Genomic DNA, 25,798 nt, shown 5'->3' on the forward strand with positions numbered 1-25,798 from the left:
TACAATCACTCTGGCAGCATATCGGCGATGGCGCTACGTTCTTCCAGAAGTTCTTTCAATGTTGCCTGGAACTTTTCCTGCCCATAAGTGTCCAGGTGCAGGTCGGGCACAATCGTCAGATTCCCCTTTCCATCACTTCGCACAGGATATCCAAAGACAATCCCCTTCGGAATGCCATATTCGCCATTGGAAACCAGTGCTGCACTCGTCCAGTCCCCTTCTGGGGTGGGCTTCAGCAGTGCCTTCACATGGTCGAGCGCACCATTCGCTGCCGAAAATGCACTGGAAAGTCCCCGCTTGGCAATCACTGCTTTGCCACGTTCCTGGCATTGTGGCACAAACGTTTCTTCAAACCACGCACGATCGGGAATTACCGTAGTGGCTGGTTTCCCACCAATTTTGGCATTGGTAAAATCAGGAAACTGGGTATTCGAATGGTTTCCCCAGATGGTCATGCAGGTAACATCTTCATTTGCAACACCTGCTTTAATCGCTAATGCTCCCACAGCACGGTTGTGATCGAGGCGGGTCATTGCTGCCCACCGATTTGCGGGGATTTCCTTACCGTTGCGGTAAGCGATGAGGCAGTTAGTATTGCAGGGGTTGCCCACAATCAGAATACGCACATCCGATGCGGCGTTTGCTGCCAGACTGCGGCCCTGCTTCTGGAAAATTTCGGCATTTTTCATCAGCAGATCTTTGCGTTCCATGCCCGGCCCACGTGGGGCAGCGCCCACCAGCAGTGCGTAGTTACAATCCTTGAAAGCGACCGCTTCATCGTCTGTTACAATTACACTCTTCAAGGTGGGGAAGCCGCAATCTTCCAGTTCCATCGCACACCCTTCCAACATATCCATCGGCTTCGGGGTGATTGAGCGAGGAATTTCCAGCAACTGCAGAATTACTTTGGTATCCGGTCCAAAAATTTCACCCGAGGCCAATCGTGGCAACATGGTATAAGCCACTTGACCAGCTGCACCTGTCACTGCCACACGAACCACATTTGCCATCTTACTGCACCCTCAAATAAGTGTTGGAGGATCCTTCCAAATACATACTGCATTTTCATTCAATTACTTGTCATCATACAATTTGAAGAGCAAATGTGCGGTGGGAACAGACGCTGTTCTGCTGAATGAGCGGAAAAAGTTCGGATTACCGCAATCAAACTAGCGAAAAAGGTCCCTTCATGTGGCAGCGGCAACAGATTGCTCAGATACCGTGCGACGTGCTCAATTACCCTGGGAACGGGCGTACCATCGTTTTTCTGGATGATCCCACAATTGAGCAACTGGTGCCAACCAGCCTTCAATGGCCTGCCACGTGGGCTGCAGGCACCAGTTGGGTGGTGCCAGATTTGGCCCATACCTGCTGGATCCCCGATTTGACAACCTCAGGCGGGGTAACCCTCGAAGACCATTTCATTAATGAGTTTCTTTCAGAATTACAAACTTCTGTTACTTCATCAACGCAAGTACTTATCCTGTCGGGAGTTGGAATCGGTGGTCAGGCAGCGATTCGGCTGAGCAATGCCCAGCCAACCAGACAGTTCGACACCTATACAATCAACCCGGCATTAGACCTTCATTTGTGGTATGGGCTGGAAACCACCCTGGATGAACGTTACCCCAATCCGGAAGCAGTGCGACAAGCAAGCATGACAGTACAATTTCGAGTCCATGCCCGGTTACCGAAAATCTGGTTCTGCACCACCGAAGAAGAGTACTACCTAGTGAGTGCGACTCGTTTTTGCGAAAAATTGACCGCACTTGGCGTTCCGCACCACTGGGAACGGATTTCAGGCACCTTTGAGGAGAACTATTTTTTGGCTGTACAAAAAATGCTGGTCGTAATGGGTTCGCAGACCCGCCTCCCACTACAAACATGAAAACTCTTTCATAATCTGCCACTTCCATCACCTTTCAACCAGTGGAAAACTCCTACAATGAGTGGTTTCTATAGGCAATGATTTTTAGCGCAGGACTCTCCAACGTATGGCAAAAGCTCGACTATTTACCCCCGGACCGACACCAGTACCGGAAGAAACACTACTCGAACTGGCAAAACCAGTGACCAACCACCGCACACCAGAGCAAAAAGAGGCCCTGGCTGCGGTAATTGAAGATTTGAAGTATGTCTTCCAAACCACCAACGATGTCATCGTTCTGACTTCCTCAGGCACGGGTGGGATGGAAGCAGCCGTTAGTAACGTGCTGTCACGCGGAAAAAAAGCGATTTTGTGCTCCGCAGGTCGCTGGGGCGAGCGTTGGAAAGGAATTTTGAAAGCATTTGGGGCAGAACTGGTGTTGGTAGAAGGTGCTTATGGCGAGGCCATCTCACCGGAACGACTTGCAGAAGCACTGAAAACCCATCCCGATACGGTGGCAGTTTACACCACGCTCAGTGAAACTTCGACTGGCGTGGGGCATGATGTTGAAGGATATGGCAAGGTGGTGGCTGGCACCAGTGCATTGCTTTGTGTGGATGGCATCAGTGGCCTGGGTGCAATGGAATGCCGCACAGACGACTGGAAAATTGATATCTGTGTCAGTGGCTCTCAGAAAGCTTTAATGATGCCCCCTGGCCTGGCATATGTGTCGGTCAGTCCCAAAGCCTGGAACGTGATTGAGCAGAACAAAGAATCAACTACATTCTACTTTGATTTGAAGCGATATCGGGCAAAACTGGCCGATTTCGACACACCGTTTACCCCCGCGAACACCCTGATTAAAGCCCAGCGACGTAGTTTGCAGATGATCCGACAGGAAGGAATCGAAAAACTGTGGGCTCGCCATGAAAAAATGGCATTAGCCACCCGGGCTGCGGTTGCGGCAATGGGTTTGGAAAACTTTGCCCAACGACCGAACACCGCACTAACGGTGGTGAAAGTACCGGAAGGAATCGATGGCAGTGGCACGCTGAAAAAACTCGAGAAAAAATACGGCTACAAACTGGCTGATGGTCAGGACAACATGAAAGGGACGATCTGGCGGATCTCCCACATGGGCTACACCGATGCCTTTGATGTATTGGGAGCCTTATCCGCCCTGGAATTGATTTTGCTGGAACAAGGCTTTCCTTGCCAGCCCGGGGCCTCACTGGCCGCCTTTCAACAATCGCTTGCCGCGAGTACTGTTTAGCGTCTTGGATATGTACTCTGAATCAGGATCGCTAAACCCTCTGAGCCAGGTTCTTCACCTGTATTATCAAACAATTCCATCCGAATGATAGAAAAGCGTTGACGCAGTGAAGTTTCGTCTATTGTCACACCGGCATGTCTTAACGGAAGACAAAGTTCTTTCCCAACAGCGATAGCAGTCTCGACAAACATATCAGCTAACTCATACGGAAGAGTTGCGAACAAATACTTAAGGCGTATAGTATCCCATTTTCCCTCGTCAAAACCAAAAACCTCCTTTCCATTGAAAAGAATCTCTATTTCGACAACTGACGAATGTTGCCATGGTAGCACTCGTACCGGCCTATCAAGACTGACAACGTCATCGTGAAAAGTAAATCCCAGCTTTCTAAAAATCGGCAGAAGCTCGGAAATTGGCCGAGCATCTGATACACATAGTTCTACTTCCTCTAATTCATGTAGATATTCGTAGTTCACCACCTTATCCCTCTGTTAGGTTCAATTCCCTACACACGGCGGAAAGGATCTACTTCAGCGTGCTGCTAAAGGCTATCGATCTTCATAATTGCGTATTTTGCCACCAATCCAATTGATGCCGCGTTCACCGAATGCCGCACCGAAAATGACTGCAAGCAATACGATAACTCCTAAAATAAGGAATCTTGTCAACTTCGGTCCGACTGGGATTTTAGAGATAACTAACATCCCAATCAAAAACACCAGCAGCCCACTGCCAAAGCCATAAACTCCCCGTTCGATGACAAAATCAAGCAAGTTGAAGCACTTGGAATTGCCGTTGTTCCGCTTGGGAACGCGAATGGTATGTTCGCAGCCACAGCGAATCGTTTCACCGATGCGATCTTCACTGACCAGAAAATTGCGGTGGCAGCACCAGCACTGAAAACGGATCATGGGGAATCCTGTGGTAACAAACTACATCATTATGGCTTATTTTGGTTTGCGAATCCGTTTGCCAAGAATTCGACTTAATTCCTGCACCGGTGATTCATGATCATCCACACGCAGATCGATGTACCGATCGTTGAAGCCTGCGTAGCCAGCTTTATCTTTGACAACCAGAATTGCAGCTGATTGTTTCCCACGTTTATCCCCACCTGCTGCTTCCGCTGCTTCCAGTGCTGCCAGCAAACGCCAAGCAAACGCACCTTTGGTGGTTTCAAAAGCGGTTGCCATTTTGTTGACAACCTCTTCACCTGCCAGAATATTTCCTTGACAAGTATAGTTTTTGCCCGATTTCGCACCTGCCCAAGCCAGGCATTTGTTGCCGGTAAAGTTGGCCACATTGCCTTTGGCATCGATAATCCCCACCTGGCGGATTTCGCGGCCTTCATCTTCAGCCAACAATGCCTTCAACGTCTCTTCGGCTGATTTCCCTTTAGCCAGCATTTCCAGTCCTTTGGGACCAAATGTTACATTCGCATAACTTTGGGTAGCAATCGCCCCCACGTCCGCTTTGGCAAATGGCACAACAGCTCCCACGGCAAGCACTTTGGAAGCAACTGCAACGCCCCATTCTTTGGTTTCTGGGTCCCACGCAACAATCGAAAAGGTATTTGCGGGCTCCTTGTAGACTTCCTGTGCCACCCCACCGTGGGCGAAAAGGGTGCCTGCCACAAACAAACATGAAAAAATTCTCATTATCCCACCTGTTCTGTTTTCTCTGGAAACTTCCTACCAACATTGTTACCTGATGGTGCGTGCTGGTACAACATAGAATGAGATAGTATTTTGGCTTCAGGTGGGTGCTGATGGATCACAAATTTCAAATTAATTTGCGTGGAATCATCGATTTGCTTTCCGAGCACCTCTACAGTGGGCCGGATGTCTATGTACGCGAATTGTTACAAAACGCTGTCGATGCCATTACAGCCCGCCGACAGGTCGAGCCGGACTACGATGGCGAGATTCAACTGGAAATCCACCAGCCCAAAGGAAAGCCGCCCAGTATCGTCATCATCGATAATGGTCTGGGGCTGACACCGGATGAAGTGCATCAGTTTCTGGCCACCATCGGCCACAGTTCAAAACGGAAGCTGGATGGCACCCGCACGGGGGGCTTTATTGGCCAGTTTGGCATTGGAATTCTTTCCTGCTTTGTGGTCAGAGAAGAGATTGTGGTGATTTCCAAATCTTTGAAGTCAGAACAGACGCAACCCGTTGAATGGCGGGCACTTGCGGATGGCACATACCAGTTAAAAGAACTGGATCACGACCTGGCCGTGGGTACGCAGGTGTGGCTGACTGCCAAAGAAGGGATGGAGGCCTATTTTCAACCTGAAAAAGTAATGCAGCTTTGCCGGCACTATGGTGGCTTGCTGCCCTACCCGATTGACCTGGTCGTGGGGAATCGAAAAGAGCAGATCAACGCAGAACCAGTGCCATGGCGGCGAAAATTTGCGACAGAACAGGAACAGACGAAAGCTCTGTTGAAGTTCGGCGAAGAGGTGTTTGATACCCGCTTTTTCGATGCGATCCCGATCAGCACCAAGTCGGGGAAAGTCGATGGTGTCGCCTATATTCTGGCTCATGCACCCGCGATTGCAGCCAAGAAGCAGCACCGGGTGTATTTGAAAAATATGTTTCTGTCTGATGCCATTGAAAATCTGCTGCCAGACTGGGCATTTTTCATTCGCGCAATCGTCAATGCGGATGACCTCCGCCCCACTGCATCGCGGGAATCATTTTACGAAGATAAAAAACTGCAGAAGGCACGCACAGAAATAGCGGCAGCACTGCGGAATTATCTGGTAACGATGGCAGAACATCGACCGGAAAAACTGGAAAAATTCGTGGCCCTGCATCAGCGAGCGCTGAAAGCCCTTGCCGTGGACGATGACGAATTTTACGAAGTCATCATCAATTACCTTCCTTTTGAAACCAACATGGGTCGGGTTTCATTTGGCGATTATCGCCAGCAAAACGATCACATTCGCTTTATGACCAGTGATGATACCTTCCGCCAGGTGGCACCGTTTTACAATGCGGAAGGAATCTGGGTGGTGAATGCGGGCTTTACTTACGATGCGGAATTGCTGATGAAATATTCCCGCATCGACCCACAAGTGCGAATTGTGGCACTTGAGCCACAGGAAGTGGTCAACCAGTTTGATGATCTGAATGAAGATGAACAATCTGCCGTTGATGCTTTTCAAATGCTTGCAGATAAACTCCTTCGGCCATTTCGTTGCATCAGTGATTTTCGAAAATTCCAGCCAGCCGATGTCCCGTGCATGTACATCACCAGCAAAGAAGGTCGATTTTTCCGATCACTGGACCAGACCGCCGAAATGGCAAACCCCTTGTGGCAAGGCGTCCTGGGTCAATTGAGTGCCAGTGGTTCGGCACGTGTTCCGGAAGCCCACCTTTGTTTTAACTACAGTAATAAACTGATCCAAAGGCTGATTGAAAATAAAAATAGTACTTCGACTGCAAATGCGATTAAAATGCTTTATGTACAGTCGCTGTTACTTGGGCACCACCCACTCGCGGGTGCGGAAATCCAACTATTAAACGATAGTATGATTGGACTGATCGAAAGTTCCATCAGTGCGGAGTAAATCATGTCGAAATCGAGAAGATTACTGGATGACCTGTTGGATAGCCTCGAAAATCATCCCCCGGGTGGCAAACGACTGCCAATCCTTCAGGAAGCGGCGAACCTGGCTGATGAACTGGCTGAAGACTTTGAAGCATTTCAAATTCGCCAGCAAATGATGAACGAATCGATCATCGCTGGACGTGGGGATGTCCTTGCGGTAGCCTTTGCATGGTGCCTGAATCGCTACGATGAAGATCCGGAAGAATATCCCAACTTCAACATCATGTGGGCCTATCGATGGGTCATTGATGAACTATCTGGCTTTCTGAATGTCACCAAAAAACAGATTACCGATCTGATACAGGACATGAAAGAACGCTACGAACGGGTGGGAGCATCGTTACGCCCCTGTTACATGCTGGAAATGAATGTTTACCCACTGCTGGGAGATATTGGCGCTGCAGTCGAAGCGTTCGAACGGTGGGAAACTTCCTATCGCGATGAACTGGCAGATGATCGCGATTCCGAATTAGCATTCCAGGTCAGCTTTCTGGTGGGCTGTGGCGAAATCGAAAAAGCCCGCAAGCTCGCAGACCCACTGATCAAAAGACGGCGTGGGGGCGAACATGAAATTGGTGCTGCCTGCAGTCGATTGCTGCTGCCCATGTGGGCGGCAGGTGAATTGGACGATGCCGAACAACTTCAACGCCTGGGCGTGGAAATGAATCTCAAAGACCCACGCCATGTGGGGCGGATGGGAAACCATGTTGCTTATCTGGCACTGACCAGTCAGTTCAAACAGGCACAGGGACTATTCTGCCACGTGCTACCCGATGCACTCAGTTCTGTGAAACCGTTCAATCGCCTGATTTACTACATGAAATCGAGCATTCTCGGTTCTTGTTTGCAGCAAGCTGGACTGTCTAAGGTGACTCTGACCTTACCAGAAGAATTGCCAATTTTTGAATCAGGTGGGGAATATTCGACGAGTACTTTCACCCGCTGGTTACAAAGCGAATCTGGTACATATGCAAAAGAGTTTGATGCACGGAACGGCACACGGCACTTCTTTAATGTCATTAAGCAGCACCAGGAATACCTGAAGAAGTATCAACCGAAGTAACACGCAAATTATATAACAACTTGAAAATATAGCGAAGTGCAAATATAGCCATTTCGTTCTACTTTTCTGGCTGGGACACCAGATAGACCGCAAACGATGCCAGCCAATGTTCTCCAGCATAATCCCCACTGGTCACGTGGGGCAGAGCATCTGCCGTATGTTCTTTTGCAGCAAGGGTTAGTGACTTTACGGCAGGGTGGTCGCCTGGGAGTGCAGCGAGAATTTCCTTCATGCACCACGCCCGACTGAGATTCAGCCCATCCAGGTGCACAATCTGCAAATCATTTCGATCTGAAACCACTGCTGGCTTCAGCCACCGTGCATATTCCGGTCGATCCCACTTGGGCAGAAACTGGTCAAACCATTTCACAAACGCCTTTTGATCCAGAACGCGTGCCATCAGGCTGGCTTCCATTAACGTGGCGGAGAAAAAATCATTCCCACCGGGTTCCCACGCTATCGGTGCGTCAACATCCTCGCCAAAATAATCAGACGATCGCATTGCTATCAGATCAAGTAATACCTTATTGTTGGTGGTTTTCGCATAATCGTAAGCAAACACCAGTCCAAATGCAGTATTAGGATGCACCCCTGTGCGGATGGGATAAGTTTGTTTTGGCAGGAATTTGGTATAACCTGCAATGATCACATCCACCAGTGGCTTCAGATTGGCTAGCCATCCTTTCGCGTCGGGATCATCCCACGTGGAGAGTTCTTCAGCTAATTTCAACAGCCATGCCCAGCCATAAGTGCGTTCGAACGTGGGGTGATCTACAAAGTATTTTGCCTCCATCGCAATATTCTGCTTGCTGAGATGGCTGGAAATTACTTTTCGAATTTCAGCGGATTTCTCTAATGAGTGAGAGGACTTTAACAATTTAACCAGCATCCAGTGACTGTGCACCGCAGAGTGCCAATCGTAGCACCCATAAAAGGCGGGGTGCAGCCCACGTGGGGTTTTGGCGTCCTCGGGCCCATTCAGAACATGCCCGGGTTTATTGGGGTATTCCTGCTGAATCCCTTTCAGGGCAATGCCAGCCCACTGATTAATGGTGCGAGAATCGATCGCTTTCATGGTAGTTTTGGGTGCCTGTCCCGCACCCACTGAGGTTGTTAATGCGGCCAACAGAACTGTAAAAAATAGACGGTTCATGATGTTTGATGTCGAAGCGGTTTTCAGTAACTAAGTTATGCTGAAACCCGAAAAAGCCCAACAATTTACCACCAGCAGTGCGGGCGTGTCCAACCCCCAACCCCTGGAACTTGCGATTGCCAATATGGTGGATACAGACATCCTTTGCGACCAGCAATTAAAAATCCAACTCCTGATTAATCGCCTTTGGGAAACCAAGGTTCTCTTCGTAGCGAACAATCCGCAGGCGATCGTTTTGGGTCAGGGAGCAGTTTCATTCGTTTTCTCTTCATAGCCCGAAGAGTAGCAAGGGTTTGGGCAGTGATACCCTTGCTCACGCTTCGGGATATGAGGCAATTTGCAAGCAAGGCCCGGTGTAGCGCCACTGATTATGGCGGGATAGAATACTGGTCAACTCCTTACACGTGCGTTCCACATCAGTAAACCAAAAGACGAAATGAAAATTTACCAAAACTACTACCACATAAACCCTTGTCGCAGATGGTATAGAATAGTCAAGATGGCAGCACAAAACTATTGGATCCACCATCCCTCAGCGTCAATATTGGAAAATAATTGCTTAAATTGACTGGGTGTTAACATAAACTCTGGACCTACATTGCGCACAAAGGTCCAAATACCTTTAACTTGAATTTGTTGATAATAGTCTTCAATATTGTTGATCCTAGAGTGAATTATATGATCTGGATTTAGTGACAAATAATGCAGATATTGTTCAGGATGATTCGCCCGCAAAGACATATGAAAGTAGTCAAGTACTTCTAGATAATACTCTGACTGAGTATCACTAACAGTTTTCCAAGGGAGTTGAAGATGATAAAGATCAAAGTAATCATCACGATATGTTCGCAAGAGTGTGGTAACATATTTGCAAAAAAATCTCACTTTGTCATATGGATCCAACAGAGGACCCAAAGGGCCAATGAAAGTCGCAAATTCATCGCGTACACTTATAATTGATGGTAGAGTCATATTATTATTCCCTTTCTATTTTCCATCCCAACGAGAAATTGTCCAGTCATATAATGCTCGAGTGATGTTGGATCCAGCCATATATCCTAAGCCACCAGATACAATGTTGCCAAGCCCAGGTTTTGGCACTGCTGCACAGCTATTTCTTGGTGCGATTGCAGGAATCGCTGGCTAATTTGTTATCAGGGACGTTGAAGAGTTACACCTGGTAATTGTTTGTTCTTCTGGATCTCCATTTCCTCAAATGTAGGAGCTTTCCACCACTCCATGAGTGCATCGATCCTGCCATTCAAATCGGCACTTTGGTACGAGGAACTAAAACTCTGGCGAATCTGTTCTTTTTCACCTTTTGAAAGGTACCAGGAAAGTGCAGCGCGGCCAGGGAATTCAAAATTGACCACCGTAAAGTACCGATGTTTGTGGGCCAATTTTCCTGAAGGTGGCTCATTCTTCTGTTTTTCGAAAAATGTACTCAGCAGTTCCAGCAAACCATCATTTCGGAAAGAACAGGTGCCCACCCGACCGGTATTTAACCCTTCAATTGGCGAAGTTAACTCCTCCAGAGATCGAGACAGGAGATTTCCGAGGCCTTTTTGTCGCGTCAAACCATCAGGTACTGCGTGAAGTCGACGCTCATCGTCACTCTGGCCATCGCGGATCTGAAGAACCACAATTTTTGAGACATTTTCATCAAACCACTGCATGTTTTTCTTGCTGAAGAGGTACGATGCTGCCAGACTGACACCGTAATTGTCGTAATAGCCCGCATCCACTACTCTTCTACGGGGGATAGTGGGCAACGAAACAGCAGGACTGAAATAGGGGAAGCTGGCACTTAAGCGCACTGCGGTGGCGATGGAAAATCGTTCCTGGGCGTGCGGGAACATTCGAAATAACTCAAATGCTTCGTGCGAAAAGTTACGATTCTGATCAACCAGTGCCGCGGGACGCTCAATCGAATCCAGTAAATGGCCGTCGTTACTGGCGGGATAGCGCATATCCATGTTACTGATAATCAGGCGACGCCCACCTTCGACCATCATGGGTGAAAAGACCAATGATGGACACCAACCTTCCCTTTCCTGTTGTGCTAACTGGGAAAAGGTCATGTCCAGTTCGCCCGTGCGTACGCCATTTTTTTCAACAAACAGCTTTTTGGACCATTCTTCCTCCAGTGCAATCCCACGATCAGTGGGGGTAGCAAACGGCGAAAAGAAGCTGGGGATATCGTTGGTAATCATCCGTTCGACGATCGGTGTCAGCCAGTCCTGTGTCAGCAGTTCGTATCGATTCACCATTTCCGCTGTGCGATCTGACCCCCAATCCATCTCTTTGGGGTTTTTCAGGCTTCGCACGTAATAGGCACCACCAAACATACCACCAGACGCTCCCGTGATCATCCGGATGTGGTAAGGAAAAGGAATGCCTTCTGCAGCAAAGCGGCGTTCCAGTTCGCCAAGTACCAGAAAGGTCCAGGCGGCAGATCGTACTCCCCCACCGCTGGCGACCACAATCACCATTGGCTTTTTCTCTGGTTTGGTGCTGGCAGGTGCCTGCAATTCCTTCAACGTGGGGCCAACTTCCTTAAACGGAATCTGGTTTAACATCATTAATTGTTGTGTTTCCAGACTGGTTGCCCGTTTATACGGTCGCAAATCTTTTCCAGGCAGAATCCGATTTTCATTTTCGATTGTTGCCCACAATCGATCCACTTCTCGGACAGGTCCAGAATCATTCAAGCCCACAAAGACTGCTGGATTCTGCAAATCTTTATTGACCGCTTCGTCAAATTTCTGTTGTCGCTGAAGATCTTCCCAAGTGACTGCTTCCAGGTCGAGCAGGTGGTTGCGTCCTTTGGCATCCACACCTTCATAAGCCAGTCCGGGTAACTTCATTTTGTACTGCGGCAAGCCAGACAAAATGATGCAGATTGCCATTGCAGGCACCACAAACGGCAGGGCATCGTCAATGAGGTAGGCAAACACCGCATATAACGCCACCCCCATAAAGATTAAAAATGTCACCAGGATCACTGGCGAGCGGACCGATTCGAACCAGGACGGAAAACCAAACAGGACCAGACCGCCAAACAGGAAGAGGATTACCGTGACCACGTGAAAGGGATAGCGATCCCGCAACTCTTTTGCAATCAGCCGGTTGCTCAGAACATTCAACCACGCCGCAGTGGGGCCTGGAAAGGCATAACGAATCCCGATCGGCAGGCAGATCAGACAGCTAATCAGCAACACAAAAGAAACCGGCCAGCCACACCACGGACGCGTTCCTAACCAATTCAGCACAAAATAGGTCAGGCACGCAAGTAGGAAAAGGAAAATTTGAAACACTCTGGGGTGGGACAACCAGCGTGCCCGTGTCAGCAGCGAAACACCCACAATGCCAGCGACTAATGAGGCTGAAAATGACAAATTGGTTAATTCCCATATTGCAATAAACACCACACCTAAGCCAAGAAAGACCATATGCCCCAGAATCCCTGCCCAGATTTTGCCACGTAATTCTTCCTGGCTGCCCGCCTGCCAGAGTGCATTGATCAGACTGCCCTTCAATTCGCGTGGTGCTGTGGTGGGATAGGTTGCTGCATTACGCACCCACTGAATGGCACGATCCAGAAATGTCTGGTGGTTCGAATGTGCCCGCCACAAGACGATTAATTTTGTGATAAACCCGCCAAGAAAAATGAAAGCCGTCGCCATTAAGGCACCTAATGGCAGCCACCAGGTATAGTTCAACGGCGGTGGCAGGACGGAATTGGCATCTTCTATCGGTGCGACCGCAAGGTTTGGCTGATCGCCATGGGAGACTGCATCAATCACCTGCACCAACAGCACTAACAGGCCCACGATAATGCCTATCGCCAGAAACTGACCCAGAATCCAGCCACTGTAGCTTGCAAAGCGTTTGGGGGAAATCCAATCGACCAGTGCGGGATTCTGTCGAAACCGTTCCGGTCGACCAGCTTTTTTCGCCCACAGCAGAAAACCGACTAGCAGACACTGCCAGACAAGAATGGCCAGCCCGAAACCCACCCAGAACTGTTTGGTCACATCATCGTGCCACACGAGATACGGAATGCCGTATTCTCCACCGAAATTTCCGGTTACCAGTGCGACAACAAACAGCAGCACCGTGGGCAAAACGAAGTGCAGGCAGAAGGTGGGCATGTACCCAGGGGTGTCGGGCACAGATTTTTGTCGTTCATTCATCAGGGCCGACTCCTTGGCCAGTTCCAGTCAATTACGCACCAAACGTGGGCAGTTGGTGGCACTTATTCAAACAAGTGGCAATAGTTTACCTGATATATCAGAAAATTGCCTAGTACAGTTTTCTGGCAAAGAAATTGAATAAAGTGGGAAAAATAGAGCAGCTAGATAAGTACCGCAAATGAAAATATTAATGAGAATTCATTAAAGAATTTCTTTCAGTGGTTGCCAATCATCAACGAGATACTGAGGACGACCAGTGTAATCGTTAATGGTTACTTTGCGGGGATCAATCCCAAAGTGGTGGTATAACGTGGCGTGAACTTCCCCAAAATGGACCGGTCTAGTGCGAATTGCCGCACCGTCGCGATCAGTAGAACCAATGACCTGACCCGTTTTGAAGCCCCCACCTGCAATCAGGGCACCACCAACCTGTGGCCAGTGGTCGCGGCCAGCATCCTTATTAATACGTGGGGTACGACCAAACTCGCCCCAGGCCACCACCGCAACGTCTTTATCCAGTCCTCGCTGGTGCAGATCGGTAATTAAAGCATGGATCCCTTGATCGAAATACGGGAAGTGGGTGTTTTTGCAGCCTTTGAAGTTATCGGAGTGGAAATCCCAACGACCAAAGTTCAGAGTGACGACGCGTGCTCCCGCTTCTACAAGTCGGCGAGCCATCAAAAAATGCTCCAGGTTCCGAGGGGCACCATCGCCAAAGTTTTTTGCGTCCCCTTTGCCGTACAATTCCCGCACCATGGGAGATTCTTTCGAAATATCCAACGCATCTGCCATTTTGCTGGAAGTCAGAATGTCCATCGCCTGTTGGTGCAGAGCATCCATACCATCCAACGTACCCGAATTGTCCAGGTTTCGTCGCATCGTATCGAACTGAGACAGCAACTGTTTCCGGTTACCAAGCTGGGCAGCGTTCAGTTCGGTTAATTCCATATCGTTCCGCACGGGGCCAGAGGGCCTGAAAGCAGCATGGGCCACACCCAGAAAGCCCGGATGGCCAGGCGAACCATATGGCGGGTGCCCGGCATTGGGTGCCAAACCAAAAAACGGCGAAACATCCCCATTCACCGGCCCAAGCACCTTGGAAATCGTGGAACCGATCGAAGGCCAGCCCCCAGGAGGTTGCTTGGTAAACGAACGGCCTGTGTAACATATGAAAGAATCATGAGAGCCGTTGGGCGACCCATAAACCGAACGAATTGGGATACATTTATCCATAATCGAAGCGATTTTTGGTAAATATTCGCACACCTGAATGCCGGAAACTGGCGTGTTTACTGGTTTGAACTCTCCACGGATTTCTGCAGGTGCATCCATCTTCAGGTCGTACATATCCTGATGCGGTGGTGCCCCCACCATGTAAATCATGATCACCGCTTTATGAGATTTACTGACACCGGATTCGGCTTCCGCACGTAACAGATTCGGCAGCGTCAGCCCACCAAGTCCGAGTGCTCCAACTTTCAGAATTTCCCGACGTTGAAAGTGCTTTTGTCGAAAATCATTGCAGCCAGTGGAAATTGGCTTCGGCATGTTCGCTCCTGGTTCAGACAGTTTCAGCAGTAATGTACGGGCGGGAGAGTATAGTTATCCTAACCTAAGTTTGCAGCCAGAACAAGAACAATCTGGTTTTCTTGCCACAATTCACCTTGGGAATGTGGTACGCTTTCCCTATCAAAAATTGCAGTATCGAGTACAGAATCGCAACCGATGACAAGCACCACGATCGCACCAGAAAATCTGACCTTACAGGATCTCCAGGCTGAAGCAGAAGAATTGCGGCACCGAATTAATCTGTTCCGCACATCCCTGGGCCGGTTTCTCATCAACAAACAGCCAATTATTGACCTGATGGTCGTGGCGGCAGTAGCCCAGGAACCCCTGCTTCTGGTGGGACCGCCCGGTACAGCCAAATCCGATATTGTCCTGAAATTCAAAGATGCCCTGAATCTGGACGATTCCGACTACTTCGAATACATGTTGACGCGGTTTACTGAGCCTTCGGAGATTATTGGCGCCATCGACATCTCCAAACTTCGCGATGGTGCGTACATTCGCCGTAAAGAAGGAAAGTTACCCACTGCGAAGCTGGCCTTTCTGGATGAAATCTTCAAGTCGAACAGTGCTATTCTGAATATTTTATTAACAATTATTAATGAGAAAAAGTTCTACCAGGATGGGATGCCGGAACCAGTCCCTTTGCGGATTCTGTTCGCTGCCACCAACGAAATCCCGGAACAAGGTGAATTAGCCGCACTGAAAGACCGTTTTGTGCTGAAAATTCTCAGTAGTTCGGTTTCGGATGAATATTTTACCGAACTGATTGATGCAGGCTTGCAGAACGAAGCATACAAAAACCTGAACCAGAAACCGTGGAAAGAAAACCACTGTACTCTGGACGATTTTTTGAAGGCAAACCGATACCTTACCCTACTCTTCGCACGTCGACTTGGCAACGCAGGTGGGGACCAGCAGACAGATCGGAATCTGTTTTTTCCAGATGATGTGTTCCGCGAGTTTCAACGGCTCGTCAAAACTTTGGTGCGTGAAGACCACATTTTTATCAGCGATCGTAAGCTGGTGAAACTCTACAAGCTATTCCGTGTGCGTGCGTGGCTCTTTTCTGGTGGAACTGTCTCGCGAGATGATCTTCGCCTGCTGGCCTACCTGGGGGAGACAATTGGTGAAATTGAGCATCTCCAGGAAAAAGTCCCCACCCTGCTGGGCGATAATTAATCGAAATTTTCCATAAACTCTTACAGCATAACACGTTACTTCTTGCGATCAAACCAGGTAAAAACCAATAGGACCAGGCCAACGCACAAGACACCGGCAATTATCAGGCCAAGCGTTCCAAACTCGACTTCGATATACTTGTAAGCCTGTTTGGGATAAGACAAAATTGCGTTCATATTTCTCCCCACGTATGACTGGGTATGTAAATATAGAACAGAAATTCCTGTCTACAAAGAAATTTGCGGTTCACTGGATCCAGTTTGGCGATAGATTCAAGGGATAAGTTTCGCTTTCAATTCGCTAATCCGCCGATCCAATTCATCAATGGATTTCTGCTGAAATTCTTCTGCGGAATTGAGTGGCAGACCGAGAACTTCCTGTAAAAGTTGAATCTGTCCGATTCGCAAACCAAGTACTTTACCTTCATCTCGGCCCACTTTAATACCTTCATCTCGGCCCCGTTCTTCGCCGATTTTAATCCCTTCTTCTTTCGCAATTCTTTCAAAAGATGTAACGTATGGCATTTGGTTCTCCGTCAATAATTCAAATCGGACTTTGTTAAAATCTATTTCAAGTTCATCTGGTAATTTTAGCAGCCAATCGAATCGAGTAAATTTCAGGAAAACACCAAAACAACCACTTTTTATCGTGTTTTGTAGCCTTTTCGCAGCGGTACACCATGCCGTAATCATTCCAGATTTTATCAGATTTTCCACAAAATAGTGCCTTTTCTGTACCAGATTCTGTTCCAAAACTGGTTATTGGGTCATTTGTCTTTTCGAAACCAATATCGCAGTAGACTCCCCCAAAAACCTACTTTCGAAATATTTGTTGCAATATCATTGGTTGAAGCTGGATTTGCTTGATGAATTAGTGGCTTTTCGTAATATCCTAGCTTAACTTCTGTCTCACGTATCTGAGCCATTGCAATTTGTTCATCCGTCCAAGGAGATGCAACAATAATTCTCCCTCGATCTATAATGTAGTGCGACCGACATCGTAAGTTCCAATTGCCGATGGATGGCACCAAGGAGATCGATTCACCATTGTATATCATCTTCCAACTAACCGGCGAAAACGGGGTGACAACTTCCTCTCCACATCCACAGCAGCAAAGATGCGAGGCAGTCATATATTCAAGTGAAATGTATAGTATACCCGGTTCCAGTGTTTCAGGTATCAAATGGACGAATCGGTGCTCGAGTGAAAGCATCATACTTCATCCCCATTAATAAGGAGGTTGCCGTCAGTTGTGTAGGTGCAGTGGTGTTCGTTTACCACATCGCGATAGAATCCCAGGATTTTCTTCCATTTGACGACCGCCAACGTCGCGTTAAGCGAGTTCAGGTCGGCGACCTGAATGTTCGAAGAATACAGATCTTCTGCCCCGCCGCCAGTGAATGCAATACGACCTCCATGGACATGCTCTCGCTTTTGTGGCGTACTAGCCGTTACCCGTAGGATTCCGCCGAGGGAGCCGTCGTTTAGCTGAAGGCCCATCCCGACATCGACGAACGATGCTCCGATATCTTCGAGTTTTTTGATACTGACCTTCTTGTCTTCCCCGGCGTCCATGCACAAGAAAGCGAACGTAACACCATCAAGGAAGTGAAGGTTTTCCGCCCGAAGATAGTTTGGATAGGTGACGATGTTCCGATGCATCTGCGAGTAGATGTTTTTGAAATAGTCAACTTTAAGCGGTGCTTCCCGCAATTGGTTCAAGGATGGTGCACCGGGAGCGCGGAAAGCGTTGTGTTGCAGAAATTCATCTCCGTCAAACAACCTGATCTCCTGCACCGGCACTTTCGCCACCAAGTCCAAGACGTATGAACCACTGCCGCCTAAGCCATCAATAGCCACAGTTTCTTCGGAAAGTCGCTCGCTGAGTGTCCCGATTCCGGCTCGGTAGGAAGCAGTGTCAATGTAGTTGAAGACCCCGTCACCTTCATCTTCCGCTTGTCGATAAACTCGCGGAGTGGCTCCAGTTTCAAGCACTGCTGCTGGACCAGATATGACGCCAGCGTACGTCGTCAACTTATGGTAGTAGTCAGTATACCCGCCCTCTGGTTTGCTGGAAAAACGGTATTTGGCACTTACGCCACTCCCAAGTTTAAAGTTGTTAGTCTCGTTGGAAATCGCCTTGATCGGGTTTCCATCTGGGAAGCAAGGATAATCCCCATCGAACCAAACTTGGTGGTCGGGTTTTTTGGTTCTGTTGCCCGCCAAGGCGAGCTCCGAAATAAGCGTGCCACGCCGCACGATTTGATTGGAATCGACATAGGGCACTTCCCGGACCAGGAGGAGTCCTCCCTGAATCTGGGCGAAGTACCCCTCATCGCGGAGCCGCTTGAGATCAAGGTTAAGATTGAACAGTTCGCGTAACATTGAATACGGTTCCTTTTTTGATTTTGATTGAGCCAGTTGGTCCCAGTTGTCCAACAGGTGGCTGGGCAGCAGCCTTCTGATAAGTCACGTCGAAACCGACGCAGCTGTCGTGTGCACCCGGAAACGCAAGTTGGACGATTTGGTCGAACGTCACAATGTTGCCAGTTACAGTGCGGAGCCTTCCATTGACGATGATTTCGTAGGTCTGTGGCGGATGCGGTGCGGTGTAAAGCCGCTCGACGCCGATGTCGGCCAGTTCAACCGCATCGCAAGGTTCGATGAGCCGGTGCTGTCCCCCACGGACATCAAGGAAGATGGCCTCTTCATCAGAAGGCTTGGCGAGAGCATAGAGGGCCGATCCGGGAATGGTCGAAAAACCCCAGCGAATCTCGCGGTCGTTCAGGGTGAGCCGGAAGCTGCGGTCGGAGCGAAAAGCCACGAATCGCTCGACACCTTTCCCGCGAATGTCAAACGGCTCATCAAGCCGCACATCCTCGAAGTCGCCCGAAGGTAGGATCGCAAAGAGGCTGTACTCACGAAGTGGCTCGTATCCTGCCACTGAGAGAATTTGACGTCCCAAGGGCACCGGGTCGTCGAGAGTACTGGGATGAAATTCGAGGGACTCGTTGCTCACAAGGATGCGAAACGATCGGTTCCCATGGAGAGGAACTTCAGGTTCGGTCTCTCCAGTTTGCGTTACTTCAGTCATCAAAACACCTCCATAAAAGGATTACGGAGGGTTAATCGCAGCCAGTGAACGCAACCGGTAAGCTCAACCGGAGATTTTTTTTACCAGCGGACCTGAAGGGAGTCGCCCGCAGACGAAGAAGGCGGGGCAACGCGGGCAGGCCGTCCCCTCTTCCAGCGGAAAGTGGCCTGCCCGAATGTTTTCGGATATCGTCGTTACGGTCGCCTGACGATTGCGAAGGACTGTTGCCGACATTTGGATAGGCGTAACTTCAGCGTCACTGAGGTGGACGAGTTCCACCTTGCATCCGGGCGTATGTGCCGTTGCCGCGAGATGAAAGACCGCAGCAGCAATACCGTCGTTTTCCTTGTCCGAACGGTGCCCGGTTCGCACTTTACGCATTATAACCTGGCCACTTGGGTGACTCACCACTTGATCCGGGGTGATGACGACCTCTCCTCCACAGCCCCCGGACACGGGAAGCCGCAATTGAGGTGAGGGTTGGACCTTGTAGCCCTTGGTGGATTCCTCCAGGTAGCGAATTAGACCTAACGCAATCTGCTTGTATTCCTTAGAGTAGCCGTGATCGGCGGGGCCGTGGCTGACCCAAGCCTCTTCAAAGGCAGCGTCGAACTTCTCGCGGGAAAACTCTCCATCCTCCGCAACCGTGGCAACGTCGATCACCTTCTGAACCGCATCGTGCATTTTCATAAATGATGTTTCTGATCGACGGCCGCCGATTTCAAGAACGTGGGTGTAGAAGAAACGCCTGGGACATCGTTGGTATAGAGCCAACTGGCTATCACGCAGGGCCATTCCCGCTTCCAGCTTCAGCGATACGGTAAGGCTGATGTCACTGGGTGGGAGCCGCGTTTTCGGAGAGATGTTGCTTGAGGTGATGCAACTCCCCAGACGATCCAGGAAAGTGGATCGAGGCCAATTGCTGCCGTTCGATTTCTGAGTAGGAGAGTAAAGCAGCAATCGGTCCTTGCGCGGGAGAGAGCGACAAAGAACAGACATTCATGTTCTTCGCTTATCGAGGTCAACAGCACATCAAGGCTCTTGCCGCTTACCCCTTCGATCAGTCCATCGGGCGGGATAATGCTTCTTGCCAGATCGCTTCTTGGCGAACGAGGAAGACTCCCATTCACCATACCTGGAATATGGACGACGCCGAACTCTAGACCCTTGCTTCCATGCATGGTCATCAGACGCACAGCGTCGATTCCTTGGGCCGAAGTTGGAAGTTGTCGCAAATCCTTTTCATCGCCGTGGAGGACCATTCGCCGAATCCGTTCGAGCAAGCGCATAATTGGCAGGCCCTTTCCCGGTGGCTGGGTGCGGATGAAACTCATCAACTGCCAGATGGCGATAGCTTGTGTCCGTGCGTTGACGGCCGAAGACCCTGCGAATTCAGCAGCAACCCGCGAACGGTCAAGGAGCACTGAGGCCAAAACGTCCCAAGGATTCGCGTTGATACTAAAGCCTGCGGCGAGTGCAGCGATCCTGCGAAGTCCTTCCCTGCCTTCTGCACTTATGCCTGGCACACCATCAAGTGCTTCGACCCAAGCGAGAGGCAGACAATCCTGGTCCTTGAGATGCCACAGGAGGCTCGCCACATCCCCAAGCGGAACGGCCCATCGGTCTGCGGCAGCAACTCTCACAAGGCCCATTGCTCGACGGTCAACGACGAGTAACAAGACCGAAAGCAATTCCTTGATCTCGTCCCGCTCGAACAAGCTCCCTAAGTAAAGCACGGGGATGCCCAGTCGCTCTAATCCTTCGGCGAAGCGCCCAAGACGGTCATTCCCTGAACTCAAAATTGCTTGATCTCGATACGAGTAGCCTTCTTTGCGAAGCTCTTCGATGGCTTCCGCAACAGCGGCAACTTCGTCATCCGATCGCACAACGGCACGGTATTCCGGAAGACGACCACAAGCCCCCCGATTTGCCGTCAAACCGATGTTCGCTCCCCGAACGCTTGTGATTTCCTCGGCGAACTTGAGATAAGCGGAAATGACTTCCTCATGGCTCCGGTAGTTGATCGTTAAGCGACCCCGTTTCGCGCCGGGAAAGTCCTCATTCCCGAAGCGTCCCATGTTGTAAGCGGAGGCTCCCCGGAAACGGTAGATCGACTGCTTGGCATCGCCAACCACCCAGAGATTCTTACCATCACCGGCAATGGCCTTGAGCAACCGCACACTGGCCCGGTTCACGTCCTGGTACTCATCCACCAGGATGTGTTCGTAAGTTGCAGCCAAGTGCTGTTTGATGTCAGGGTGCGATTCACAGAGCCGTACCGGAAGTGCGACCAAATCACCGAAATCGACGCAGCCACTTTCCGTCTTGAGTCGCTCGTAAGCCGCAAAAGCGGTTGCCACTTCCCGGCATTTTTCGGCGACTTCTCGTTCCTCGGCGGTCGTGGCTGCCGCGTACATCTTCTCAGCACAAGAACGGTATTCAGCTGCGTCCACGACCTCATCGTTCGCCCGCGAAATCGCAGACAGAATTTTGCCCAGGGTATCGGACGGGTCCCAAAGGTTTTTGAAATGAGTTAGGTTTAGTTTGGGGTATTCGCGCTCTAAAAGTTCGATGGCATCGGATCGGTCGAGAAGGCGCGGACTGACGGGCAGTTTTAATCGGTCATGAAAACGGCGAATGATGTCGAGTCCAAAACCGTGAAAAGTTCCAGCCCAAATCTTGGCTGCAGCCTCGGGATATTTGTTGCCGATTCGCTCAGTTAGTTCGCTTGCCGCTTTATTCGAAAAGGTCAGAATCAGAATTTTTTCAGGATCTACACCTCGAGAAAGCAGGTGCTCGATTCGTCCCACCAAAGTTTGGGTTTTGCCAGTGCCCGGTCCGGCTTCAAGTAAGTAGGGGCTTCCTTCATGGGAAGCGGCTGGGGCTTGGTCGGGAGCAAGGGGTCTTTCGGGAGTCGCTTCCTTGGCAACGTTTTCAACACGTGGCAATAACAGGGCATCGAGAAGTTGCTGGGCGACCACAGCAAAAGGTGCTGACGTAAAGGTTGCAATCTCGGATGCGGTCATCCCTTCCGAGATATGGAGTTTACGCAGCCAGGGGCGAGGCAAGAGAAACTCTCTGGCAAACAGGTCCATCTGCACTTCGCGCCGCTGGCGACGGCTGTAGTCGACGACCCGTTCCACACTAATCGGCACTGCCTCCGCAGCCCGAAGCGGATCCGTATCCATAATGGCCATCGGTTCCGATTGCCCGCCGAGATCAATGTGACCAAGCTCGTGTGCAATGAGAAAAGCATTGAGAAAAGCATCGCCTGTTTCCTCATGGAGGATCAATAGGGCATCTGGGTCGTACAACGCCCGACCACCGTAAAGTCGAATATCCCCCTTGGGAACGCGTTCGACCTCGATCAGCAGTTTTTCGACCTGGGCCCGAATAAATTCATAAGGATTTCTCGGGTTGTGCCTGGCCGCGACAGCATCGACATGTAGCTGCTCCGCTCGCTGCCTAGCTGCTTCAAGGGAGTTCATGTTCTTCGCACTCCCGAAGGAGATGAAGTCGCTGAGACTCACTCATTTCGGTACTCTCGATAAGTTGGCGGAATGTTATCTGCCCTTGCTTCGAAGGCTTGTGATCCGATTTGAATTCCAGGCTTAGGGGCGTCTGACTCTCTTGTGCCATGTACGTTCTGGCTATTTCGATTGTGGTGTTGGTCGCCTCGGCGAGGCGGCGAACAAAGCCGCCGGGAACGGACGAAGGAACAACGAGCCGGTCCCGAACCGCAGTCAGAATGGAACGTGGAAGGTCCAATTTTCCGGCAAGTACCGCAAATGCTGCTCCCTTGAACTGAGCAAAAGGGTCCACAGTTGCCGATGCCATCCCAGCTTTCCGGAAGTTCTCCCAAGCGGTGTTACGCTTCGGATCACTGATAACGCCTGTCTCTGTATTCGCAAAACCCGCGCTGAACCGAAGTTCGGATGCGAGATCAATCAATTCTTCGGCAAGGTCCGGGTATTCTCGTACGTAACGATCCAAAGTACTGCGATCATGTAGGGATTCTGCCGCAAACGCATCGAGGACGGCATCTTTGTCGATTGGCATCATCATGCGTTCTCCTCTTTCAAAAGCTCTGCAAGCATAGCGAAAGCACGTTTCAGCCGGTTCCGCACTGTTTTCTCGCAACAGTAGAGAATCTTAACCATTGTCATTGTGTCCTGGTCCTTCGAGTCAATCGGGAAGCCCTCAAGGAACAACTCGACCACCCGCCGTTCATCAAGTGGCAAGGAGCTAATCGCAGCATGTATCTTCGACCGGTAAAGAAAATCGTTACTGGGGCTGTCGAACGACTCCATGACGCTGAAAAGTGCTGCTTTGACCTCCTTGCCCGGTTCGTTTGTCTCATTCTCAGAGATCAAGGGCTCGTAATGGGCTGCTTTGGTGCTGACATCGCGACGTGCTGTTGCTCTCAAACGGGCCACAGCCGCATTAAAACGGCACTCGAAAAAATCGAGGCGTTCCTGGTACTCGTTTCGATCCTTACAAAGTAGTTCCTGGAACTTGTCTAAAACAGCATCTCGGATGTCTAAATCGACAGATTTTTCGGCCACTTGTGACTTCCCAGAGATATGCCGTCCAGGAACCGGAACCGCTTTAAGAACACGCTGCCGAATCGCTGTGAATATCTCACCTTGCACTTCATCATCGCCGTTAAAGAGTGGTCGGCGCAAAAAATAAAGGAGGCATTCAGAAGGGATAGAGTTAACCGTATCATTGGCCTTGACTCGCTTGACAAACTCATTCTTCGTAAGCCGAGACATATCCGAGATGACTACCTCGATTTCGGGAGGACGTGTGTAAATTTGTCCATCCCTCTGCTTTTTTAGTGGCACTAAGTTTATGGAAGTTGTAAGGAGTTTGTTATCTTCAGACTCAGAATTCACTCATGCTCCAATACCCAAATCGAATAATTCTTGCGAATCACTCTCTAATGAAAATTTATGGGCTATTCTAGTTTTCAATAATGTAAAGCAGATTTTTACTTAGTTATAGGATTGAAACTCATTACTTCAAGATAATATCGACATTATTGAAAAATATGAATTCTTTCCAGAGTTTGGCTTAGATATGTTTTTTACGTTTCCATTCTTTGAGCGTGCTGAGTTGATATCTGTTATTCAGATTGCACTTTCTTTATGCAAGGTGGATTCGTTGCTAGTCTGAAGTTCAGAATACTGGGAGAATCCCCCACGGTGGCAAGGCTTCCTTCGGCTCCGGGACACGGTTTCCTCCCCATCTTCCGCGCTTCCATCCATGGTCGCTTGTGCAGACAGGTCCCCTCCGTTGTCCCTGCGGCCATTGACCACCGTTCCCCCCTTTCCGGTCTGCCTCGAATTCGAGCAAGCGCGGGCGCTTGCCCGACATTTTCGTTACTGGGGAGGCAGGTCATGCACACTGCAAAGAAGGATCATTACCAACTGATTACCAGCCGGATCGTCGAACAACTGGAAACCGGTGTTCGACCCTGGCACCAACCATGGAACGCGAAGCATGCAGCGGGTTCCATCACTCGCCCATTACGGTTTAACGGTCAGAAATACCACGGCATTAATGTGGTCGTACTCTGGCTTTCCGGCCTGGAAGGTGGGTTTTCCTGCCCGATCTGGATGACTTTTCAGCAGGCGAAGGAACTCGGAGCCTTTGTCAAGAAAGGCCAGAAAGGCACCACGGTGGTATATGCGAACCAGATTGAAAAGAGTGAAACCGACCCCGAAACCGGAGAGGAAACCACGCAAAGAATCCCTTTCCTGAAGTCGTACACGGTCTTTAATGTGGACCAGATTGAAGGCCTGCCCGCCCACTACTACGCCCGCGAGAAGCAGGAAACCAACGACCAGGACCGACTGAACCACGTGGAGGAGTTTTTCCGCCAGACCCAGGCCACGGTGCAGCACGGTGGCGAGCGGGCTTTCTATCACCCTCGAGCAGATTACATTCAGTTGCCGGAATATGCCACGTTTGACAACCGGGAGCGATATTACAGCACCTTCGCCCATGAAGCCGTGCACTGGACCGGACACGAACGCCGGTTAAATCGCCAGTTGGACAAGAACCGTTTTGGCGATGCAGCGTACAGTATCGAAGAGCTCATTGCGGAACTGGGTGCCGCTTTCCTCTGTGCCGACCTGCAGATTACCCCTGAAGTGATGCCGGAACATGCCAGCTATCTGCAATCCTGGCTTCGCGTACTGAAGGACGATACCCGAGCCATTTTCACGGCAGCCGCCCAAGCAGAAAAAGCCGTTGATTTTCTGCACCAGTTGCAGCCAAGTGCGGAATAATTCCCCCTTTCAGCCCGTTCCTGCCCTTTCCGAACATCGTTGTGGGTTTCTTGTGTTTCTTCAACTGATTTTTCATCCGGTTAATCGGTGCTGGCCGGACACCTCGGCCTAGTGATGGGCACGCTTAAAACCGCCGCCGTGCCGGATCAAGGGGAAAATCGGTTCCCCCTGAGGGTCCCCCCAATTTTCCCCTTGACCGGTGCGCTACGCCACGGACTGAAGCGGTTTTTTGTCGCTGCCATCAGGCCGCGGTGGTCGCGGCCCGTCACTCAACTAAGGAGAAAAAACATGTCTCAAGCAACCAATGATAAATCCCCCAGCATGATTGCCTATCAGGTACGTGACCGTGGCACGGAGAAAGGGATCTGGACCCGCATCGGCAGTGCCTGGTCCCACAAAGATGGCAAAGGCTTCAGCATTCAGCTCGATTCGGTGCCCCTTGATGGCCGCATCACCTTACGTAGTGCTAGCGAAGCCAAAGCATAAG

25 protein-coding genes are annotated in these 25,798 nt (G+C 50.0%); 8 read left to right on the forward strand and 17 right to left on the reverse strand.

Annotated features, from left to right (window positions below; translation table 11 throughout):
* Positions 1-5: 5 nt before the first annotated feature.
* A complete protein-coding gene (locus tag R3B84_09295) occupies positions 6-1,010 on the reverse strand; it encodes a malate dehydrogenase (GenBank protein MEZ6140752.1) in 1,005 nt (334 codons plus the stop codon).
* Between the two features lie 125 nt (positions 1,011-1,135).
* On the opposite strand from R3B84_09295, the gene R3B84_09300 reads away from it, so the two are divergent.
* Together R3B84_09300 and R3B84_09305 are read left to right on the forward strand one after the other, a co-directional pair.
* Entirely contained in the window at positions 1,136-1,888 is a 753-nt protein-coding gene (locus tag R3B84_09300) for a hypothetical protein (GenBank protein ID MEZ6140753.1), read from the forward strand.
* A gap of 106 nt (positions 1,889-1,994) precedes the next feature.
* Positions 1,995-3,140, forward strand: coding sequence for an alanine--glyoxylate aminotransferase family protein (locus R3B84_09305; GenBank protein MEZ6140754.1), 1,146 nt, complete (start codon positions 1,995-1,997; stop codon positions 3,138-3,140).
* Here the strand turns inward: R3B84_09305 and R3B84_09310 are convergent.
* From R3B84_09310 to R3B84_09320, 3 genes are all read right to left on the reverse strand, one after another.
* Complete coding sequence (locus R3B84_09310; GenBank protein ID MEZ6140755.1) at positions 3,137-3,616, reverse strand: hypothetical protein; 480 nt, start codon at positions 3,614-3,616, stop codon at positions 3,137-3,139. The genes R3B84_09305 and R3B84_09310 overlap by 4 nt on opposite strands.
* Before the next feature lie 72 nt (positions 3,617-3,688).
* Positions 3,689-4,051, reverse strand: coding sequence for a hypothetical protein (locus R3B84_09315; protein ID MEZ6140756.1), 363 nt, complete (start codon positions 4,049-4,051; stop codon positions 3,689-3,691).
* Positions 4,052-4,087: 36 nt separating this feature from the next.
* The gene (locus tag R3B84_09320; protein ID MEZ6140757.1) at positions 4,088-4,798 is read right to left on the reverse strand and encodes a DUF1028 domain-containing protein; all 711 of its coding nucleotides are present in this window, start codon (positions 4,796-4,798) and stop codon (positions 4,088-4,090) included.
* Positions 4,799-4,908: 110 nt separating this feature from the next.
* Between R3B84_09320 and R3B84_09325 the strand changes: the two genes are divergently transcribed.
* The gene (locus R3B84_09325; protein ID MEZ6140758.1) at positions 4,909-6,717 is read left to right on the forward strand and encodes an HSP90 family protein; all 1,809 of its coding nucleotides are present in this window, start codon (positions 4,909-4,911) and stop codon (positions 6,715-6,717) included.
* 3 nt (positions 6,718-6,720) lie between these two features.
* Complete coding sequence (locus R3B84_09330) at positions 6,721-7,821, forward strand: hypothetical protein (protein ID MEZ6140759.1); 1,101 nt, start codon at positions 6,721-6,723, stop codon at positions 7,819-7,821.
* 58 nt (positions 7,822-7,879) lie between these two features.
* Here the strand turns inward: R3B84_09330 and R3B84_09335 are convergent, their stop codons facing one another.
* Positions 7,880-8,974 (reverse strand): DUF2891 domain-containing protein, encoded by a 1,095-nt coding sequence (locus tag R3B84_09335; protein ID MEZ6140760.1) that lies wholly within the window; start codon positions 8,972-8,974, stop codon positions 7,880-7,882.
* A 37-nt stretch (positions 8,975-9,011) separates the two neighbouring features.
* Between R3B84_09335 and R3B84_09340 the strand changes: the two genes are divergently transcribed.
* Complete coding sequence (locus R3B84_09340) at positions 9,012-9,248, forward strand: hypothetical protein (GenBank protein MEZ6140761.1); 237 nt, start codon at positions 9,012-9,014, stop codon at positions 9,246-9,248.
* A 239-nt stretch (positions 9,249-9,487) separates the two neighbouring features.
* Here the strand turns inward: R3B84_09340 and R3B84_09345 are convergent, their stop codons facing one another.
* From R3B84_09345 to R3B84_09355, 3 genes are all read right to left on the reverse strand, one after another.
* Complete coding sequence (locus R3B84_09345) at positions 9,488-9,946, reverse strand: hypothetical protein (GenBank protein MEZ6140762.1); 459 nt, start codon at positions 9,944-9,946, stop codon at positions 9,488-9,490.
* A 182-nt stretch (positions 9,947-10,128) separates the two neighbouring features.
* Positions 10,129-13,170, reverse strand: coding sequence for a hypothetical protein (locus R3B84_09350; GenBank protein MEZ6140763.1), 3,042 nt, complete (start codon positions 13,168-13,170; stop codon positions 10,129-10,131).
* A 201-nt stretch (positions 13,171-13,371) separates the two neighbouring features.
* Positions 13,372-14,718, reverse strand: a complete 1,347-nt coding sequence (locus R3B84_09355; GenBank protein MEZ6140764.1) for a DUF1501 domain-containing protein — start codon at positions 14,716-14,718, stop codon at positions 13,372-13,374.
* Between the two features lie 177 nt (positions 14,719-14,895).
* On the opposite strand from R3B84_09355, the gene R3B84_09360 reads away from it, so the two are divergent.
* Positions 14,896-15,921, forward strand: a complete 1,026-nt coding sequence (locus R3B84_09360) for an AAA family ATPase (GenBank protein ID MEZ6140765.1) — start codon at positions 14,896-14,898, stop codon at positions 15,919-15,921.
* A gap of 35 nt (positions 15,922-15,956) precedes the next feature.
* On the opposite strand, the gene R3B84_09365 is transcribed toward R3B84_09360, so the two are convergent.
* From R3B84_09365 to R3B84_09405, 9 genes are all read right to left on the reverse strand, one after another.
* Positions 15,957-16,097 carry a hypothetical protein gene (locus R3B84_09365; protein ID MEZ6140766.1) on the reverse strand — a complete coding sequence of 47 codons (141 nt, stop codon included), beginning with the start codon at positions 16,095-16,097 and terminating at the stop codon, positions 15,957-15,959.
* 96 nt (positions 16,098-16,193) lie between these two features.
* The gene (locus tag R3B84_09370; protein MEZ6140767.1) at positions 16,194-16,637 is read right to left on the reverse strand and encodes a hypothetical protein; all 444 of its coding nucleotides are present in this window, start codon (positions 16,635-16,637) and stop codon (positions 16,194-16,196) included.
* A 50-nt stretch (positions 16,638-16,687) separates the two neighbouring features.
* Positions 16,688-17,137 (reverse strand): DUF6527 family protein, encoded by a 450-nt coding sequence (locus R3B84_09375; GenBank protein MEZ6140768.1) that lies wholly within the window; start codon positions 17,135-17,137, stop codon positions 16,688-16,690.
* Positions 17,134-18,306: a ThiF family adenylyltransferase gene (locus R3B84_09380; GenBank protein ID MEZ6140769.1), complete on the reverse strand. Its 1,173-nt coding sequence runs from the start codon at positions 18,304-18,306 to the stop codon at positions 17,134-17,136. Before R3B84_09380 ends, R3B84_09375 begins: the two co-directional genes overlap by 4 nt.
* Positions 18,281-19,015, reverse strand: coding sequence for a multiubiquitin domain-containing protein (locus R3B84_09385; protein ID MEZ6140770.1), 735 nt, complete (start codon positions 19,013-19,015; stop codon positions 18,281-18,283). The genes R3B84_09380 and R3B84_09385 overlap by 26 nt, the downstream gene beginning before the upstream one ends.
* Before the next feature lie 63 nt (positions 19,016-19,078).
* The gene (locus R3B84_09390; protein MEZ6140771.1) at positions 19,079-19,810 is read right to left on the reverse strand and encodes a PD-(D/E)XK nuclease family protein; all 732 of its coding nucleotides are present in this window, start codon (positions 19,808-19,810) and stop codon (positions 19,079-19,081) included.
* A gap of 14 nt (positions 19,811-19,824) precedes the next feature.
* A complete protein-coding gene (locus tag R3B84_09395; protein ID MEZ6140772.1) occupies positions 19,825-22,503 on the reverse strand; it encodes a UvrD-helicase domain-containing protein in 2,679 nt (892 codons plus the stop codon).
* Positions 22,490-23,080, reverse strand: a complete 591-nt coding sequence (locus R3B84_09400; protein MEZ6140773.1) for a hypothetical protein — start codon at positions 23,078-23,080, stop codon at positions 22,490-22,492. The genes R3B84_09395 and R3B84_09400 overlap by 14 nt, the downstream gene beginning before the upstream one ends.
* Positions 23,077-23,913: a hypothetical protein gene (locus R3B84_09405; GenBank protein ID MEZ6140774.1), complete on the reverse strand. Its 837-nt coding sequence runs from the start codon at positions 23,911-23,913 to the stop codon at positions 23,077-23,079. The genes R3B84_09400 and R3B84_09405 overlap by 4 nt, the downstream gene beginning before the upstream one ends.
* A gap of 504 nt (positions 23,914-24,417) precedes the next feature.
* On the opposite strand from R3B84_09405, the gene R3B84_09410 reads away from it, so the two are divergent.
* Together R3B84_09410 and R3B84_09415 are read left to right on the forward strand one after the other, a co-directional pair.
* Positions 24,418-25,311, forward strand: coding sequence for a zincin-like metallopeptidase domain-containing protein (locus R3B84_09410; protein ID MEZ6140775.1), 894 nt, complete (start codon positions 24,418-24,420; stop codon positions 25,309-25,311).
* A gap of 288 nt (positions 25,312-25,599) precedes the next feature.
* Positions 25,600-25,797 (forward strand): hypothetical protein, encoded by a 198-nt coding sequence (locus R3B84_09415; GenBank protein MEZ6140776.1) that lies wholly within the window; start codon positions 25,600-25,602, stop codon positions 25,795-25,797.
* Position 25,798: the final 1 nt, after the last annotated feature.

The organism is Zavarzinella sp. (assembly GCA_041399155.1).
Classification (GTDB): domain Bacteria; phylum Planctomycetota; class Planctomycetia; order Gemmatales; family Gemmataceae; genus JAWKTI01.

What these genes read in the sequence shown, in the direction of transcription:
- R3B84_09295 (MEZ6140752.1), bottom strand. Translation starts at nt 1,010, where the DNA reads ATGGCAAATGTGGTTCGTGTGGCAGTGACAGGTGCAGCTGGTCAAGTG.
- R3B84_09300 (MEZ6140753.1), top strand. Translation starts at nt 1,136, where the DNA reads ATGAGCGGAAAAAGTTCGGATTACCGCAATCAAACTAGCGAAAAAGGT.
- R3B84_09305 (MEZ6140754.1), top strand. Translation starts at nt 1,995, where the DNA reads ATGGCAAAAGCTCGACTATTTACCCCCGGACCGACACCAGTACCGGAA.
- R3B84_09315 (MEZ6140756.1), bottom strand. Translation starts at nt 4,051, where the DNA reads ATGATCCGTTTTCAGTGCTGGTGCTGCCACCGCAATTTTCTGGTCAGT.
- R3B84_09320 (MEZ6140757.1), bottom strand. Translation starts at nt 4,798, where the DNA reads ATGAGAATTTTTTCATGTTTGTTTGTGGCAGGCACCCTTTTCGCCCAC.
- R3B84_09325 (MEZ6140758.1), top strand. Translation starts at nt 4,909, where the DNA reads ATGGATCACAAATTTCAAATTAATTTGCGTGGAATCATCGATTTGCTT.
- R3B84_09330 (MEZ6140759.1), top strand. Translation starts at nt 6,721, where the DNA reads ATGTCGAAATCGAGAAGATTACTGGATGACCTGTTGGATAGCCTCGAA.
- R3B84_09335 (MEZ6140760.1), bottom strand. Translation starts at nt 8,974, where the DNA reads ATGAACCGTCTATTTTTTACAGTTCTGTTGGCCGCATTAACAACCTCA.
- R3B84_09340 (MEZ6140761.1), top strand. Translation starts at nt 9,012, where the DNA reads ATGCTGAAACCCGAAAAAGCCCAACAATTTACCACCAGCAGTGCGGGC.
- R3B84_09345 (MEZ6140762.1), bottom strand. Translation starts at nt 9,946, where the DNA reads ATGACTCTACCATCAATTATAAGTGTACGCGATGAATTTGCGACTTTC.
- R3B84_09350 (MEZ6140763.1), bottom strand. Translation starts at nt 13,170, where the DNA reads ATGAATGAACGACAAAAATCTGTGCCCGACACCCCTGGGTACATGCCC.
- R3B84_09355 (MEZ6140764.1), bottom strand. Translation starts at nt 14,718, where the DNA reads ATGCCGAAGCCAATTTCCACTGGCTGCAATGATTTTCGACAAAAGCAC.
- R3B84_09360 (MEZ6140765.1), top strand. Translation starts at nt 14,896, where the DNA reads ATGACAAGCACCACGATCGCACCAGAAAATCTGACCTTACAGGATCTC.
- R3B84_09365 (MEZ6140766.1), bottom strand. Translation starts at nt 16,097, where the DNA reads ATGAACGCAATTTTGTCTTATCCCAAACAGGCTTACAAGTATATCGAA.
- R3B84_09375 (MEZ6140768.1), bottom strand. Translation starts at nt 17,137, where the DNA reads ATGATGCTTTCACTCGAGCACCGATTCGTCCATTTGATACCTGAAACA.
- R3B84_09380 (MEZ6140769.1), bottom strand. Translation starts at nt 18,306, where the DNA reads ATGTTACGCGAACTGTTCAATCTTAACCTTGATCTCAAGCGGCTCCGC.
- R3B84_09385 (MEZ6140770.1), bottom strand. Translation starts at nt 19,015, where the DNA reads ATGACTGAAGTAACGCAAACTGGAGAGACCGAACCTGAAGTTCCTCTC.
- R3B84_09390 (MEZ6140771.1), bottom strand. Translation starts at nt 19,810, where the DNA reads ATGGCCCTGCGTGATAGCCAGTTGGCTCTATACCAACGATGTCCCAGG.
- R3B84_09395 (MEZ6140772.1), bottom strand. Translation starts at nt 22,503, where the DNA reads ATGAACTCCCTTGAAGCAGCTAGGCAGCGAGCGGAGCAGCTACATGTC.
- R3B84_09400 (MEZ6140773.1), bottom strand. Translation starts at nt 23,080, where the DNA reads ATGATGATGCCAATCGACAAAGATGCCGTCCTCGATGCGTTTGCGGCA.
- R3B84_09410 (MEZ6140775.1), top strand. Translation starts at nt 24,418, where the DNA reads ATGCACACTGCAAAGAAGGATCATTACCAACTGATTACCAGCCGGATC.
- R3B84_09415 (MEZ6140776.1), top strand. Translation starts at nt 25,600, where the DNA reads ATGTCTCAAGCAACCAATGATAAATCCCCCAGCATGATTGCCTATCAG.